The 16,794-nt window shown below is 44.4% G+C and carries 15 protein-coding genes; 8 read left to right on the top strand and 7 right to left on the bottom strand.

From position 1 onward, the window contains the following. Window positions 1-549: 549 nt before the first annotated feature. A complete protein-coding gene (gene argH, locus DK187_RS19325) occupies window positions 550-1,950 on the bottom strand; it encodes an argininosuccinate lyase (RefSeq protein ID WP_111608950.1) in 1,401 nt (466 codons plus the stop codon). Between the two features lie 156 nt (window positions 1,951-2,106). On the opposite strand from argH, the gene hemC reads away from it, so the two are divergent. The 4 genes from hemC to DK187_RS19345 are packed head-to-tail and all read left to right on the top strand — an operon-like array spanning window position 2,107 to window position 6,284. After that, window positions 2,107-3,030 carry a hydroxymethylbilane synthase gene (hemC, locus tag DK187_RS19330; protein WP_111608951.1) on the top strand — a complete coding sequence of 308 codons (924 nt, stop codon included), beginning with the start codon at window positions 2,107-2,109 and terminating at the stop codon, window positions 3,028-3,030. A 20-nt stretch (window positions 3,031-3,050) separates the two neighbouring features. Beyond that, on the top strand, window positions 3,051-3,812 hold the full coding sequence (locus DK187_RS19335; protein ID WP_111608952.1) for a uroporphyrinogen-III synthase: 762 nt from the start codon (window positions 3,051-3,053) through the stop codon (window positions 3,810-3,812). Next, window positions 3,805-5,058: a uroporphyrinogen-III C-methyltransferase gene (locus DK187_RS19340; RefSeq protein WP_111608953.1), complete on the top strand. Its 1,254-nt coding sequence runs from the start codon at window positions 3,805-3,807 to the stop codon at window positions 5,056-5,058. The genes DK187_RS19335 and DK187_RS19340 overlap by 8 nt, the downstream gene beginning before the upstream one ends. Then, window positions 5,055-6,284 carry a heme biosynthesis HemY N-terminal domain-containing protein gene (locus DK187_RS19345; RefSeq protein ID WP_111608954.1) on the top strand — a complete coding sequence of 410 codons (1,230 nt, stop codon included), beginning with the start codon at window positions 5,055-5,057 and terminating at the stop codon, window positions 6,282-6,284. The genes DK187_RS19340 and DK187_RS19345 overlap by 4 nt, the downstream gene beginning before the upstream one ends. A 78-nt stretch (window positions 6,285-6,362) precedes the next feature. Here the strand turns inward: DK187_RS19345 and DK187_RS19350 are convergent, their stop codons facing one another. The 3 genes from DK187_RS19350 to DK187_RS19360 form a co-directional block, all read right to left on the bottom strand. After that, window positions 6,363-7,910, bottom strand: a complete 1,548-nt coding sequence (locus tag DK187_RS19350; RefSeq protein WP_111608955.1) for a methyl-accepting chemotaxis protein — start codon at window positions 7,908-7,910, stop codon at window positions 6,363-6,365. A 92-nt stretch (window positions 7,911-8,002) separates the two neighbouring features. After that, complete coding sequence (locus tag DK187_RS19355) at window positions 8,003-8,914, bottom strand: hypothetical protein (RefSeq protein WP_111608956.1); 912 nt, start codon at window positions 8,912-8,914, stop codon at window positions 8,003-8,005. Between the two features lie 54 nt (window positions 8,915-8,968). Beyond that, window positions 8,969-9,154, bottom strand: coding sequence for a hypothetical protein (locus DK187_RS19360; protein WP_111608957.1), 186 nt, complete (start codon window positions 9,152-9,154; stop codon window positions 8,969-8,971). 91 nt (window positions 9,155-9,245) lie between these two features. On the opposite strand from DK187_RS19360, the gene yaaA reads away from it, so the two are divergent. Beyond that, window positions 9,246-10,028 carry a peroxide stress protein YaaA gene (gene yaaA / locus DK187_RS19365; protein WP_111608958.1) on the top strand — a complete coding sequence of 261 codons (783 nt, stop codon included), beginning with the start codon at window positions 9,246-9,248 and terminating at the stop codon, window positions 10,026-10,028. Window positions 10,029-10,074: 46 nt separating this feature from the next. Here yaaA and prmC read toward each other — a convergent pair whose 3' ends face one another. From prmC to hemA, 3 genes are read right to left on the bottom strand one after another with little or no spacing between them, the layout of a single operon-like run. Beyond that, window positions 10,075-10,914 carry a peptide chain release factor N(5)-glutamine methyltransferase gene (gene prmC, locus DK187_RS19370; protein WP_111608959.1) on the bottom strand — a complete coding sequence of 280 codons (840 nt, stop codon included), beginning with the start codon at window positions 10,912-10,914 and terminating at the stop codon, window positions 10,075-10,077. Window positions 10,915-10,965: 51 nt separating this feature from the next. Then, the gene (gene prfA, locus DK187_RS19375) at window positions 10,966-12,054 is read right to left on the bottom strand and encodes a peptide chain release factor 1 (protein ID WP_111608960.1); all 1,089 of its coding nucleotides are present in this window, start codon (window positions 12,052-12,054) and stop codon (window positions 10,966-10,968) included. 3 nt (window positions 12,055-12,057) lie between these two features. Next, window positions 12,058-13,326, bottom strand: coding sequence for a glutamyl-tRNA reductase (gene hemA / locus DK187_RS19380; RefSeq protein WP_111608961.1), 1,269 nt, complete (start codon window positions 13,324-13,326; stop codon window positions 12,058-12,060). A 221-nt stretch (window positions 13,327-13,547) separates the two neighbouring features. Between hemA and DK187_RS19385 the strand changes: the two genes are divergently transcribed. Genes DK187_RS19385 through ispE form a run of 3 tightly spaced genes read left to right on the top strand, consistent with a single transcriptional unit; the run spans window position 13,548 to window position 16,759 of the window. Then, on the top strand, window positions 13,548-15,323 hold the full coding sequence (locus DK187_RS19385) for a tetratricopeptide repeat protein (RefSeq protein WP_223232237.1): 1,776 nt from the start codon (window positions 13,548-13,550) through the stop codon (window positions 15,321-15,323). Then, window positions 15,320-15,898, top strand: coding sequence for a lipoprotein insertase outer membrane protein LolB (gene lolB, locus DK187_RS19390; protein ID WP_111608963.1), 579 nt, complete (start codon window positions 15,320-15,322; stop codon window positions 15,896-15,898). The genes DK187_RS19385 and lolB overlap by 4 nt, the downstream gene beginning before the upstream one ends. A gap of 6 nt (window positions 15,899-15,904) precedes the next feature. Further along, window positions 15,905-16,759, top strand: a complete 855-nt coding sequence (gene ispE / locus DK187_RS19395) for a 4-(cytidine 5'-diphospho)-2-C-methyl-D-erythritol kinase (RefSeq protein ID WP_111608964.1) — start codon at window positions 15,905-15,907, stop codon at window positions 16,757-16,759. Window positions 16,760-16,794: the final 35 nt, after the last annotated feature.

Genomic DNA, 16,794 nt, shown 5'->3' on the forward strand with positions numbered 1-16,794 from the left:
GTCGGGGTGAGACAGGTTTCTTTCAACCTGACGGGTTTGCCAGCTTCGCTGGGCAAACAAAAAAAGCCCGCATCCAAAGGATTCGGGCTTTTTTCAATTGTCTACAAGGGAGGTTTTCACCCACGATCCTAGTAGCTCACAGTGAAAGTATAGTTTGATTTTTTCTTAATTTCTAGCCTATCTTTGACCTGCTAGAAATTTTTGCTAATAAAAGTTTATTCACACATAATCCAATCATTGTTCGAACAACATGAATGAATGTAAAGTAACCGGATAATAAGCATCGATAAGGATATCAAGTGCCTAATACCTCCATTCTAAAAACACTCTCTCGTCCGAGAATGGCTACATATCTAAGTATAACCAATCAAGATCAGACAAAAGCTCTAGAACTTTACATTTGGAACAGCCAAGTGTCTGCTGCATTACTTGTACCTATGCATATTTGCGAAAAGGCCAACCTGCAAAAACAAAAAAGCGAACCGAAGCTCGCTTTTTTCGTTCATATGTCTACATCATTTACGACTTAGGGCACTACCTGGGACGTATTTATCGTGTCGCAAGATCTGCTTTAGCACGTTCAACCGCTTGCAATACTTGCGCAGGGGCGGTTCCACCGATGTGATTACGAGCGGCAACAGAACCTTCAAGTGTCAATACATCAAACACATCGGCTTCGATCATGCTACCGAAAGATTGCAGTTCTTCTAGGGTCATTTCAGACAAATCTTTACCCGTTTTTACGCCGTAACCGACGGCTTTACCGACCACTTCATGGGCATCGCGAAACGCCACGCCATGACGAACTAAATAATCCGCCAAATCGGTTGCTGTCGAAAATCCACGACGCGCCGCTTCGTACATGTGTTCTTTACGAGATTCAATGGCAGGGATCATATCCGCAAAGGCACGTAAAGAACCTTTTAGCGTATCCACTGTGTCAAACAGCGGCTCTTTGTCTTCTTGATTGTCTTTGTTGTACGCTAAACATTGTGACTTCATCAGGGTTAGCAATCCCATCAGATGACCGTATACGCGACCCGTTTTACCGCGCACTAACTCAGGCACATCAGGGTTTTTCTTCTGCGGCATGATAGAGGAACCCGTGCAAAAACGGTCTGGTAGATAAATGAAGTTAAACTGAGCCGATACCCACATCACCATTTCTTCTGCCCAGCGCGACATGTGCATCATGATAATAGAAGCCGTGGCAGTGAATTCGATGGCAAAATCTCGATCACTTACCGAATCCAAGGAGTTGTAAGTAGGACGTTCAAAACCCAGCAACTCGGCCGTCATATGGCGGTCAATGGGATAAGTCGTACCAGCCAGCGCGGCCGCCCCAAGTGGCAAAATATTAATACGCTTACGACAATCCACCAAACGCTCGTAATCACGCTGCATCATTTCGTACCAAGCCATTAAATGGTGACCAAACGTCACTGGCTGTGCCGTCTGTAAATGCGTGAAGCCAGGCATAATAGTGTGTGCTTCTTTTTCCGCTAGGCTCAAAATGCCTTGTTGTAAACGAGTAATTTCCTCAAGTAAGAAATCCACTTCGTCACGCATGTAAAGACGGATATCCGTCGCCACTTGGTCATTACGAGAGCGTCCAGTGTGAAGTTTTTTGCCTGTAATACCAATTTTTTGTGTCAAACGCGCTTCAATATTCATGTGAACATCTTCAAGCTCAATTGACCATTCAAACTCACCTCGGGCAATTTCACCCTCGATTTCAGTCAATCCCTGAATGATCTGATCTCGTTCTTCTGCGGTTAAAACGCCAACGCTCGCGAGCATTTTGCCATGGGCAATCGACCCTTGAATATCCTGTTTCGCCATACGTTGATCAAACTCAACGGACGCGGTAAAACGTGCCACAAAAGCATCGACAGGTTCAGAAAAACGACCACCCCATTGCTGGTTCGTGGTTTTATTAGTATCAGTCATTCGGTTGGTTCCCACACAAATTCAAACAGTTGCCAAGAGTACATTAAGCGCCTCGACTTATAAAGCATTGAAAGATGACGGAGTACGCCTTAGCGAGTATCATTAGCACAAACAATGTTAAGATATTTATCCATCGACACGTCATGAGGAGATGCAGTGAAAGATAAAATTGTGATCGCGACCAGAGAAAGCCAGCTAGCCCTTTGGCAAGCCAATAACGTCAAGGCACAACTAGAAAGCCTCTACCCAGAGATGACAGTTGAGTTGCTTGGTATGACGACGAAAGGCGATCAAATTTTAGACTCTCCCCTTTCCAAAATTGGCGGCAAAGGCCTCTTTGTCAAAGAGCTCGAAAGTGCTCTGATGGACGGCCGTGCCGACATTGCAGTGCACTCTATGAAAGACGTTCCCATGGCTTTTCCTGAAGGTCTTGGACTCGCGGTGATATGTGAACGCGAAGACCCAAGCGATGCCTTTGTGTCTAACAAAGTGACATCCCTTGATCAGCTACCCAGTGGTGCCATTGTCGGTACTTCTAGCCTACGTCGTGCTTGCCAATTAAAAATGAACCGTCCTGATTTGGTCATCAAAGACTTACGTGGCAACGTCAATACTCGCCTACGCAAAATGGATGACGGTGAATACGATGCCATTATTTTGGCCACAGCGGGATTGGTGCGCTTAGAAATGTTTGACCGAATTCGCCAAAAAATTCCTACAGAAGTCAGCTTACCAGCCGGTGGACAAGGTGCCATGGGCATAGAATGCCGTTCTGACGATGTGCAGACCATTCAATTACTTGCTCCTTTACAACATGAAGAAACGGCCATTCGTGTTACCGCTGAGCGCGCCGTAAACGAGCGTCTCAATGGCGGCTGCCAAGCCCCTATCGCTTGCTTTGCCATCTTAGAAGATGACACTCTTTGGCTAAGGGGATTAGTGGGTAGCCCTGATGGTAAAACCATGATTGAAGGCGAAATTCGTGGTCACAAAGACGATGCCAAGTCGCTTGGCGTTCAATTAGCCGACGACTTACTGGCACGTGGCGCTGACGTCATTCTTGACGCCTTATACAAATAGATAAAATAGGCGAAACATTGGTGCAAGACTGTCATATTCTTATCACTCGACCAGAACCAGAAAACACGCTTAGCTGTGAGCGTATTGTTACCCATGGCTGGACGGCGGTTCCTTTACCTATGCTGGACATAGCGCCCATAGAAGACGCGCAACAACGAGCGGCCATACGGTCACAGATTTTTGATATTGATACGTTTCAATATGTCATCTTTGTCAGTAAAAATGCGGCACGACTGGCGGCGGATTGGCTGGATACCTGTTGGCCCATGTTACCTGTCGGCGTACATTGGATTGGCATCGGACAAGGCACAACGCAAGCGCTTCTGGAAGCCGGGATTCCAGCTATTTCAAATCCTGGGCATACAACAGAAGCCTTACTTGAATGGCTGAAACCGGCCAAAATGAAAGACCAAAAAATACTAATTATTCGAGGTCTCGGTGGTCGGCCAGAATTAGGCGATAAACTGGAAGAAAGAGGGGCAAAAGTCCATTATCTGTCACTCTATGAAAGAAAAAAGCCACACTACACGGCTCAAACTTTCTTCATGTTGCCCGATATACATTTAATATGGGTAACCAGTGGAGAAGGCTTACATCACCTTTCAGAATACGCAACACAACATAAGCCTGAGTGGAAAACACTCCCTATATTAACACCGAGTAGTAGAGTCAATCAGCAAGCAAAAGAAATGGGCTGGATACATGCCTCATGCGCAGATGGCGCTGACGATAATAGCTTGATCAAAGCGACGGAATTTCACATAGGAAAACAGCATGACTGAAAACAACAAGCAAGATCAACAGGTAGACGGCGCTATTGAAGCTATTCAGACAACGGCCGAGATAGAATCTGCGTCCAGTGACACGACAACGGCCACTGAAACAAAGGCGCAATTTTTATCTTATAACGCAGTGTTTGCCTCCGTCTCACTCGGCATTTCGCTTATTGCTTTGGCGACAAGCGGATGGCTGTATTATCAAAGCACACAAAGCACGCTGCAAAATGAAATCGCTATGTTGGTGGCGTCTCAATCCAATCTAGAGAACACTGTCAGCACAAACACGGTTAATAAAGCGCAACTTAATCAGCTTATTGAGCAGATTTCTCAGTCAGAACAAAGCATCCAAAAACAGACAGAACAATTTTCTGCAACGCAACGACAACAAGATGACAAACTGACTTCGCTTGAGAGTAAGCTAAACCAAATTAATAACACCACCAAAGAAGATTGGAAATTAGCAGAAGCAGAATATCTGATTCGTCTTGCCAATCAGCGCCTATTACTTGAGTCAGACAACAGTGGTGCCGTCACACTGCTTAGCAACGCGGACGACATTCTTAATGAATTAGAGGACCCTATTGTTTTTGCAACACGCAAAGCCCTTGCTAAAGACATTCAAGCCTTAAAGTCTCTCAGTCAATTTGACCTAGAAGGTGCTTATCTCAAACTGAATGCTTTGTACGATAATGTGAAAACCTTGCCTCAGCGGGAGCCATCAAAAGAGTGGCAAGCCAATGCGGCAGAAAACATCGCTACAGATAATTCAGCTATCGACACAGCAACGGGAAAAATCGCCTCTGCATTGGGTAGCTTTTGGCAATCTATTCGCTCCTTAGTGGTGATTAACTACCATCACAAACCCATCAACGCGTTACTTCCTCCTGCACAATACCAGCAACTTGTGACAGGCATTCAGCTGCAATTGGACATCGCTCAAGTCGCCCTCATAAAAGGTGAACCCGTTATTTACCAACAGGCATTATCTCGTGTTGCCAACGCCACCACAGAGCACTTTGAAACCCAATCTAACAATGTCGTTTCATTTCTGGCTAGCTTAACGGCACTACAAGAGTTAAATCCATCCCCTGATCTTCCCTTACCGAGAGATTCATTAATGACCATGAAAGCATTAATGAAAGCGTGGAATCAACGCGGAAACGATGACTCTTCAGCTGAGAATACACCGTCTCAAGCAGAGGTAGAGACTCCCATCACAACGCCAATTGAATCAGGAGACAATTCATGAGAACACTTCTCTTTCTACTGGTTATCATGATGGCGATAGGCGGTGTCTTAGGGCTGCTAATGCGTCAAGACAGTGGTTATGTCCTCATCGCTTATAATGGCATTACCATTGAAACCAGCCTATGGGTTTTGATTACCGCCATGGTCATCACGCTATTTGTTATGAGCTGGATAAAGCGAATTTTATTTATTCTGCTAAGACCCAGTAACTCCTTAGCCAAAGTCACCGGCAATTTAGCGCAGAAAAGAGCGTCTCGAAATACGATTCGAGGCATGCTAGAACTGGTGGGAGGAAACTGGAATAAAGCCGAGAAATTGCTGACTAACAGCGCTGAAAAAGTACCTTACCCATTAATAAATTATATCAGTGCCGCCTATGCGGCCAGTGAACAAGACGAACCTGAACGCTCAAAAGCCCTGCTTCGTTTAGCACACAAATCCACACCTGAAGCGGAGTTTGCAATTGGCTTTGCACAAAGCCAAATTCAAATCAAACAGGAACACTACGAAGGCGCACTTGCCTCACTTTTGCGTTTGCAAAAGCTAAAACCAAAGCACAAGCAAGTCTTAAAAATGCTCGTCACGGTATACACCCAACTCAAAGATTGGGATGCCCTACTGTCTCTTACTCCCACGCTCAAAAAAGACGGTATTTTTGATGGCGACAATATGCTTGAACTGGAACGAAATGCTTTTTTGGCTCTGCTTGATAAAATCAAATTCCGCAACAAGCTAGGACAAAATAAAAAAGAATTAGTGGCTGAAGTGGAAAGTCTATGGAACAAACTAGACACCTTGTCGCAAGATGACAGAATGCGACAATTGTACGCTCAAACCTTGATTCACTTTGGTGATGACACAAAGGCCGAAAGCTTTATTCGCCATAGCTTAAATCATAAATGGTCCGAAGCGTTAATTTATGAATACGGCAATATCCAGCTAGATAACATTAAAAAGCTGTTAAGCAACTGTGAAAATTGGTTGAAAAAAGAACCGGCCAGCGCAAACTTATACCTTGTCTGCGGCCGTCTAAGTCAATCTATGATGTTATGGGGTAAAGCGAGAGATTACTACGAACAGGCGTTGTCATTGAATACACAAAGCGAAGCGCTGGCAGAATTAAGCCGCTTACTAAAAGCGATGGGAGATACTAAGGCAAGCCAAGAATTAATGATGATTAATTTACGTTATGCCAGTAATCTGCTAAAACCGCTGCCACTGCCTTAACATTAGTAAAATAAAATACCTGCAATAAAAAACGCGATTAAAACAGTAATCGCGTTTTTTTAGCACACTCCCATCATGTTATTTAAATCGAACAACCAATTCATGCATATTATCTGCTACACCTTGCAACACACGGATGCTCTCGCTGGATAGGTTAGATTTTTCAGAGCTCTCTATTGAGAGGTCGGAGATGCGTACCACTTGTTTATTAATATCTTCTGATACTTGCGCCTGCTCTTCAACCGCAGCCGACATTTGCATCGCCATATCACTAATATTAGACACTGCGCCAACGATGCTTTCAAATGACACTTCCATTTCTGCAATCTTGTCTAAGCCTTCTACGGCGTCTTGCTTTCCTTGATTCGCTATCACCACTGAATTTTGAGTGCCGCTGCGTAAAGTCTCAATAATATGATGAATATCTTTTGTCGACCCTTGCGTTCTTTGCGCCAACTGACGAACTTCATCCGCGACGACAGCAAAACCACGCCCATGCTCACCAGCCCGCGCTGCCTCTATCGCCGCATTTAACGCCAATAAGTTAGTTTGCTCGGCAATCTGATCAATCATTTGTGCCACTTGAGCAATTTTCTCGGAGTGATTCGCTAGCTCCTGTACTGTGCTGCTGATATCCGTAACAGTTTCACTTAATTGTCTAATTGAAAGGCGTGTTTCTTGTACAATTCTTTGACCAATCTTTGCCGACTCAAAAGAAGACTTTGCACTGTCTGCGGTCATTTGCACATGCTGGGCAACATCATTGATAGTATTAGTCATTTGCTGCATCGCTGCGGCAACATCTTGCGTTTCGTGCTGTTGGCTCTGCATGCCTTTGGTGGTTTCAACGGTCAGCGCCAAACCTATTTTGGATTGTTCCGACACTTTTAAGGACTCATCCTCGAAACGAGTACGAATGGCATCCATCCTTGATAGCAAGCTCTTCACGCCAACATCCAATGTTGCTATATCCAGTGCACTATCTGAATACGTCACACCGGCTAAAGGATGCAAAAACGACGTCGATAAACGTTTTCTTAAAACCGCCTGCAATCGAGTATGGTCAAGCCAAAATAGACCATTTGCAAGTAAACTCGCAACACCTACCACCATGGCACCGTAGACAATATTTACGCTCGCGAGAGCCCCTGCGACCACAAGACTGATGACAGGTAAAGCAAACTTCCAAGACCCAAACACGCTTGGCATAACACGCTTACCAAGGGCAATACGTTTGTATACTTTTTCTGCTCTTGCTACATCTTCACGTTTAGGGACGGTTCTTACCGATTCATATCCCACCACTTTCCCTGAATCAGTCACAGGTGTTACATAAGCATCAACCCAATAAAAGTCGCCATTTTTACAGCGATTTTTTACCAACCCCATCCAAGCCTTACCTTGTTTTAGCGTTTCCCACATGACTCGAAAAGCTTCCTCAGGCATATCGGGGTGACGGACAATATTATGAGGACTACCAATTAATTCGTTTTTTTCAAAGCCGCTGATTCTCACAAAATCATCATTACAGTGAATGATATTGCCCTGTAGATCGGTTGTAGAAACCAGCTTTTCTTCTCTGGAGAAAGTTTTTTCTTGATTGGTAACAGGAGTATTTTTACGCATTAAACCATTATCCTTAAGCAAACCCTCTGGGTATTTGTATTCTTCATTATCATTGAGAGTCTAAATAAGACTAGAAAATAGAATCTTCAATTTTATTTTAGTAAGGTTTTATTTAACCAGCGAGTAAAGACTGGTAACAAATATGTAGGTATTTGTAAGGCGCCAGCGAGAGGTAAAAAAGCAGGTCCCAATAACACACCCGCAATACTGTAAGTCAGTAACACGTTCCTGTTACCCGATGTAATCGCAGCAGTTAAAGCTATGGCTTTGCCTTTTTTTCTATACACAAAATAAGATAGAACAAAAAACAACAAGCACAAGCTCGTCGCAATAACAAAATAATTCAATGCCATCATCGGGTCTTGGTCAAATAGGATACGAAAACTCCCTACAAGCCCAAAAGGAAACGCAAAAACCAACAAAATAGTATAAGGAGAGATCGCCATTAAGAATCGGTTTAATCCATCTCTAGGAACAAACTGATGAACGAGAAATGAAAACAACATCGGGCCAAATATAAACACCACTAAGCGGACAAAATAGCTTGTCCAATCCAATGCAACACTTTGTGTTTGAAAAAACACTAAGGCGATAAAAATAGAGATGGGTAAAACCAGTGTCGTTGCAATGGTCATGGCCATCGCCTGCATACTGTCGAAGCCTAACGCTCTAACAATGGCAGGTGTAGCAAACAAAGACCCCGTCGCAGCAACGGCAACCACGGCCAATAAGAGATCCGCAGCAAATGACAGCCACCAGCCAATCACACTGACAACCCCCATACACACAGCTGAATGCAGCACAGCGTAAAGCCATATTTGACAACTGCTTAACCGTTTAATTAATTCATTCTGCTTCATCCCCAATAAGGTTAGAGACATCAGCGTAAACAGCACGATAGGTAAGAAAGGGAAAAACGCTAACGACACAGTGGGAAGCAAGAAACCCAGTATAGCAAACACAAACATACAAGGCAGGGAGTGACGAACAAGGAACACTAACATGGGTTAAACCCCTTATTGGGCAGCCCAGAATAAAAACAACAAAAGTTTATCTCATTATTTTTTTGAGCCACTGTAGATTTTATTATTTTCAGGCAACTCAGCAAGCTCCAACACCCAATCAGCACGAGCTTCATCAAACGCTGCCCTAAGAGCCATTAACTCATCGCTGGAGGCAAGAGAAACCTCTTTTTCGTCACCACCACGACGAGGCGAAGGAAATGGTATCAGATTATTCTTCATAAATTCTCTCTATTAGTGCATTGTCTGGATATTTATCGGCACTCTATGGATAATCTTTAACAAACGCAATGATGAAGCAAATGGAATCCTTATGAAGTTTTTAATATCACCCGCCAAAACACTGGATCTGACCTCAACCCCCAGTATTGGTCTATTCAGCCAACCAGAGCTGCTAAACGAGTCTCAAACGCTCATAAATACCATCAAATCCTACTCACCTGCGGATATCGCCTCGCTGATGAAGCTGAGCGATAAACTTGCTACGTTAAATGTATCGCGCTATCAAGAGTGGCAACAAGAACACACGCAAGACAACAGCCGACCTGCCATTTATACCTTTATGGGCGATGTCTACACCGGACTCGACGCGTATTCTCTAAATGAGAACGACATGGCATACGCACAACACTCTCTGCGTATCTTAAGTGGTCTATATGGGCTATTAAAACCATTGGATCTCATGCAAGCTTATCGCTTGGAAATGGGCACCAGTCTAAAAAACCCCAGAGGTGAAAATCTTTATCAGTTTTGGGGGGACATCTTAGTGAATAAAATCAACGACACTCTTGTTGAAGACGAATTGTTGGTCAATCTGGCTTCAAATGAGTATTTCAAAGCGGTTAATAAGAGAAAGCTGATTTCTCCGCTTATTACGCCAAACTTTCTTGATGAAAAAAATGGCAAATTTAAGGTCATTAGCTTTTACGCCAAAAAGGCTCGCGGCTTGATGGCTCGCTATCTGATCGAAAACCGTTGTGAGACGTTGGATGAGCTCAAGGCATTTGACCTTGCGGGTTACCGTTACGACCCACAACAATCAACCAAAGACAGCCCTGTATTTATTCGCCCTGAAAGCGCGCAACCGAAAAAATAGCGACCGAACAAACGAAGTGAGTGCAATACAGTAAGCACTCACTTCGTTATTTATATTGGCCTATCGTGACTCGGTCATTCCCGCCAAGATCTTGGAAGCTTTCAATGGAGACAAACCCTGCTTCGCGCAATCGCTGCTGAACGGCCAAAGCTTGATCATAACCATGCTCGAACACTAGATAAGCATTTGGTGCCATATAACCAGACGCCTGCTGAATGATGTGCTCAATGTCAGCCATACCCTGTTTCTCTGCTACTAAGGCACTTTTTGGCTCAAAGCGCACATCGCCTTGTGACAAATGCTCATCATTGGAGTCAATATAGGGCGGATTCGATACAATCAAGTCGAATGACTCACTCGTACCCAAAGCATCAAACCAACTACTCTGAACAAATCTCACATTGCTAATGCGATTGCGTGATGCATTACGCTTAGCTAGGGCGACAGCGTCTTCGATCAAGTCCACGCCAACCACATTTGCGTTAGGCAATTCAGCCGCCAACGCTAAAGCAATCGCCCCCGTCCCAGTACCAAGATCTAGAATACGATTTGCTCTGTTAATATCCAGTACAGACAAAGCGACTTCAACTAGCCTTTCCGTATCGGCACGAGGAATCAGAGTACAGGGCGCGACTTCGAGGTCTACACTCCAAAATGCTTGATGCCCAAGTAAATAAGCGATGGGCTCACCACGCTCTCGACGCACCAATAAAACATCAAATCGCTCAATATTAGCAGACTCAACCGTCTTATCTGGCCAAGTATAAAAATACGATGTCGATACCTCCAATACATGAGCTAGCAATAGCTGGGCATCCAACTGAGCTGTATCAGAGACAAAAGTAAGGCGCTCATAAGCGCCTTTTAATAGTTCATCAATTCGCATAAGCGATGATTACCTTAAGTTAGAAACAGTGGAGACTCATTACGCCACCGATTAATTATCACCACTTAGCGCAGCAAGCTGCTCAGCTTGGAACTCGTTGACTAACGGGTTAATCAAGGAATCCAAGTCACCTGCTACGATTTCGTCTAATTTATAGAGCGTTAAATTGATACGATGATCCGTTACGCGCCCTTGAGGGTAGTTATAAGTACGAATACGCTCCGAACGATCACCCGTTCCTACTAAGGATTTACGGGTTTCAGATTGCTCGCTGGCGGCTTTTTCTTGTTCAGCTGCCAATAAACGAGACGCCAGCAATGACATAGCCTTTGCGCGGTTTTTATGTTGTGAACGCTCTTCTTGACATTCTACCACCACACCAGTTGGTATGTGCGTCAGACGAATCGCTGAGTCCGTTTTGTTAACGTGCTGACCACCTGCCCCTGAAGCACGAAATGTATCAATACGAAGGTCTGATTTGTTGATAATGATGTCATCCACTTCGTCCATCTCTGGCATCACAGCAACCGTACAAGCCGAGGTATGAATACGACCTTGCGACTCCGTTGCAGGAACACGTTGTACTCGGTGAGCGCCGGACTCAAATTTCAGTTTAGAATAAGCACCATCGCCAACGATACGAGCAATGACCTCTTTATAACCACCATGCTCACCATCGCTGGCGCTGACGATTTCAACTTTCCAGCCTTGAGTTTCTGCATAACGTGAATACATGCGGAACAAATCACCCGAGAAAATAGACGCTTCGTCACCACCTGTGCCAGCACGTACTTCTAAAAAAACGTTACGCGAATCATTTGGGTCTTTAGGCAACAGCAATTTTTGCAAAACCAGTTGCAATGCCTCTTTTTGTGCTTGTCCAGCTTTGTACTCTTCCACCCCCATTTCTTTAATGTCTGGGTCGGAATCGGTCATCATCAACTCTGCTTCGGCGATATTTTCGTCTATTTGCTGAAACTCATTAAAACATTTCACCACTGGCTCAAGCTCCGCGTATTCTTTTGAATAAGCGCGAAACAAGTCTTGATCCATGATCACTTCTGCCACGCCTAATAGCGCTGACAGTTCGTCATAACGATCGGATAAACTTTCTAACTTTAACTTAATGGATTCTTTCATTTTTTAGTTATCTTTTTCTTCGTAGATGCCCAATACATTTGAGGCAATGGTTAATGCGTGTTGATCGGCCTCTGCGCCAGCATCGCGCAAATAGCGCGTCGGAGCATGAATGAGCTTATTCATTAAACCATGAGCGAGTTTATTCAACACCTGCTCTGGTGACTGCCCCATCTCAAGACCCTTGAGTGCTTTTTCTAATTCTGTATTCTTAATCGCTTCAGCAGATTGCCTAAAATTGACAATCAAATCAGAGACTTTTCTGGATTCCACCACACGACGATAAGACTCGACGCCTTCTTCAATCATTTGTTCTGCCGCTTTCGCTGCATCTTGCCTTGCTCTGACGTTTTCTTCAATCACTGAATGAAGATCATCCACCGTGTAGAGGTAAGCATCGTTAACCTCTTCCACTTCTGGCTCAATGTCCCTAGGAACAGCGATGTCGATTAACAGCATAGGAGAGTGTCGACGCTTTGACGTGGCACGCTCGACCATGCCTTTACCAATAATGGGTAATTGACTGGCCGTAGAGGAAATCACTATATCGGCTTGCGACAAGTAATCACCAATCTCCCCTAACATAATGGCTTCGGCATTAAGCTCATTGGCTAAAATTTGGGCTCGAGCCAAGGTTCGATTGGCCACTATAATACGCTTAATACCATTTTCTTTCAGGTGCCTTGCGACCAGCTCAATGGTTTGCCCAGCCCCAATCAATAATGCAGTGCTGTTCCTGATGTCAGCAAAAATACGCTGAGCTAAACTCACAGCCGCAAACGCAATAGATACTGGGTTTTCACCAATTGCCGTATCGGTACGAACGCGTTTGGCAACCGAGAAGGTACGCTGAAATAAGGACTCTAGCTCAGGGCCTATGCAAGACCCTTCCTGAGATACGGCATAAGCAGACTTCACCTGACCAAGAATCTGCGGCTCACCAAGAATGAGAGAGTCGAGCCCCGACGCCACGCGCATAATATGGCGTACACTGTCATCATTTGCATGGGTATAGCAGTATTGCTGCAGCTCTGGCAAAGCAATACCATGATAGTCACTAAGCCATGCAATGATGTCACCAACCTTACTAAAATCTTCAACAGAGCAGTAGAGCTCTGTTCGATTACAGGTCGAGACAATCACAGCTTCATTGGCTCTCTTTTCAGAGATCAAGGAGGACAAGGCATCGATCATTTTTTCAGGCGCAAACGCCACACGCTCGCGTATCGAAACGGGCGCTGTTTTGTGATTGACACCTACGGTAATTAGCGGCATTAAAGGCTCTTCTCAAAGATCGAGATTTAAGGTAATGACAGGAGCATCCATTGCCCTAACATGACTCTTTACATAAAGAAGACATATTATACGAGAAATTCACTTTTTTGCGCACCCCATATAAGCAATAAAAGTAATAGGATTAGTTTATAGTTATGACTGACATAACGAGCCGCTAGCGATACCATAAGGGTTATATGAATTTAGCATCGAGAAAACACATGCCTTCTGTTTTAGGCCATACATACACAACATCGTACACAAAAAGGCTCTTTACCCTTTTGGCGCTTATTGGCCTTCCTTTGATAAGTGCCTGTAGTCACAACGCAATTCAACAATCTTCTACGCCCTTAAATACACAATCTGTCTCTGACGAAACAGACGCCAGCAACAGCAAGATAAAAGAATTGCTGAATGCGGAATTTATTCTACAACGGGAAGGCCCGAATAAAGCCTTTGAGCCTTTTTATGAACTGGCCCAACAATCAGGTGACACAGAGCTAATCCAGAGGCTCACCTATATCGCAGTAGTTTCACAAAATGATCTTAATATAGAGCGAAGTGCTAACTTATGGCTCTCAGAAGTTCCTACCGCTGAAGCCGCCTACGCATTAAAACTGCAAGTTCTGACCAAGAACAATCGTACTGAAGAAGTCACCACGCTCCTAATAAATGCCATACGATATAAGGTTTCTTTGCGTTTTCTTCCGGCTTACCTGGAGGATAACGTTCGCGACAACGATCAAGTGAGCACCATAGAAGCGGCCATAGCAGAGTTACCGCCTGAGTCAAAAAACAACCAATATGTGCAGCTTAGTCAGGCGCATATCTTATTGCTGTCTGGTGAATATAAAGCCGCTATTGAAACCGCAGAGCGTTTACTGATCCGCGTTAACAGTGAAAAAACCGAAGCGCTCTATTTGATACTGGCGTTCAGTCAAAAAAACTTAGGGCAAATTGATAACGCCGTTAAAACATTACAAGCGGCCGCTGAGCGCTTCCCACAAAACAGCAGAATATTAGTGCCTTTAATGGATTTTCTTGTGGACAACAATCAGACCAAAAGCGCCGTCGATACGTTTCAACAAGCCAATTTGGCGACACCAGAAAAGTTACAAGTTGGCATCAACTTAATGCGTACGTTACTTGAGTATGAAAAACCACAATTAACCATCAATATTGCGAACGACCTTCCCAAAGAACAACTCGGCTTATCAGATCAAATTGAATTTTTAAGAGCCATTGCGCTTGCTCAGCTAGGAAAAAGCTCGCAGGCCATAAACGTCATGCAAAAGGTCGGGGGAACCTTGCGCACCAATGCGACCAACCAAATAGCATTATGGCTTTATGAACAGGGCAAAGAAGCGGACATCAATACTATGGTGTTGGATCGAACACACCGAGAAGACATTCCTGAGCAAATTGCTGCAATCAGTCAAATACATGAAGAGAATGGAAACTCTCGTTTATCCTATGAATTACTCAACGAGGCGCTATTTTTATTCCCAGAGTCTGATGCATTGCGCTATCAAAAAGCGTTATTGGCAGACGCGCTTGGTCAATGGGATGTGACAGAAAGCGAACTAAAAACGCTATTAGCAAAAGACCCTGAAAACCCACAATATCTTAATGCCCTTGGTTACACGCTATTGGTCCGCACACAACGCATTGATGAAGCCATGGTCTACATAGAATCGGCCTATGAAAAGGCGGACAGTGATCCGGCCATCATTGACAGTCTTGGCTGGGTGTTTTTCCTGAAAGGCGAATTAGAACAGTCTTCTTACTATTTAAAAAAAGCGTGGTCTATTTTACCTGACGCTGAAATTGCCGCACACTATGGCGAGTCATTATGGAAACAAAGGCACTACAAGGAAGCCATAGAAATATGGAAAACCGCTTTAGAGTCATCACCAGATACCCCCCTTTTACTGGATACAATCAAGCGACTTTCACCGTCGCTACTTGAAGAATCACAACAGGATACACCATCATGAACTATCGCTTACTCAGCCTTTTCGCCCTTACTATCATTATTAGCGCCTGTAGCTCCAGACCAACAGGCCCCGTCATACCGCCACCAGATAGTGTGAGCGCTATTTCAAAATGGGAAACATCTGGTCGAGTGGGTATACGAACTAAAGAAGACGCGGTGTCAGGTAATTTCAACTGGCAAAAGGACCCAAACACATTCGCCCTCAGTATTGTAGGACCCTTTGGCCAAGGGGCCACCAAGCTAGACCAAAACCAAGATGGTATTGTCACCTTGGCCTACGAAGATACGGTCGTAACAGGCAATAACCCTGCGACGTTATTACAACAGGAGCTTGGTTGGGAGTTCCCAGTAGAACAGGTTACTTATTGGATTAGGGGACTGGCGGCACCCAATTCACCATCACGCATATCTCAAGACCCAATCAGCAAATTGCCCAACACTATCCAACAAGATGGCTGGTTGATTACCTATAATAACTTTACCGAAATCGACGGTTTGTCCTTACCGCAAAGAATGCAGGTATCGAATCCGCCTTTTCGAGTTAATTTAATTATCAATCAATGGACTATTCAGTAACTAAAAATGCAATTACCTTCTCCTGCGAAATTAAATTTATTTTTACACATTACAGGGCGACGAGAAGACGGCTACCATGAGCTGCAAACCCTATTTCAGTTTATTGATTTATGTGACACGCTCGACTTCGCCTTAACACGCAATAATCAGATCACTATTTCGCCGATTATTGCGCAATTACCTACCGAAGATAACCTTGTTTATAAAGCGGCAAAATTACTCACACCATACAAAAAAGATCCCTCTTTCGGTATAGATATTACTCTGACAAAACAATTACCTATGGGAGGAGGAATCGGCGGTGGAAGTTCAAACGCAGCCACGGCTTTACTGGCTTTAAATGTCCTTTGGGAATGCCATTTATCGTTAGCAGAGCTGGCTAAACTTGGTGTTAAACTAGGCGCGGACATTCCGGTGTTTGTTATGGGGTTTGCGGCCTTTGCTGAAGGGATTGGAGAGAAGCTGCAAAAAGTCGAACTAGACACGCCCTATTTTTTGCTTGTTAAGCCCGATTGCCATGTCTCAACTGGTCAAATTTTTACCGATAAATATTTGACAAGAGACACCCCTCCCCTCAGAATATCGCACGCCTTGAAGCTGGGTGGGCATAATGATTGCTTGGACGTAGTGAGAAAGCACTATCCTGACGTTAATGAAGCGTATTTGTGGTTGAAAAACCATGGTGATGCAAAGCTAACGGGGACTGGCGCTTGCCTCTTTCTCGCCTTCGATAATATGCACGACGCTGAGCGAGTAAGATTGTCTACACCGACAAAGTGGCAAAGTTGGGTTTGCCGTGGCTGTAACACTTCTCCAACACACGATGCGCTAAACCAGTGGATTGAGCAAAATAGGAGCTAGTGTGCCTGTATAAACACACTTTCCTCGGCCAGTCT

Origin of the sequence: Marinomonas arctica, assembly GCF_003259225.1 — a bacterium.
GTDB lineage: Bacteria > Pseudomonadota > Gammaproteobacteria > Pseudomonadales > Marinomonadaceae > Marinomonas > Marinomonas arctica.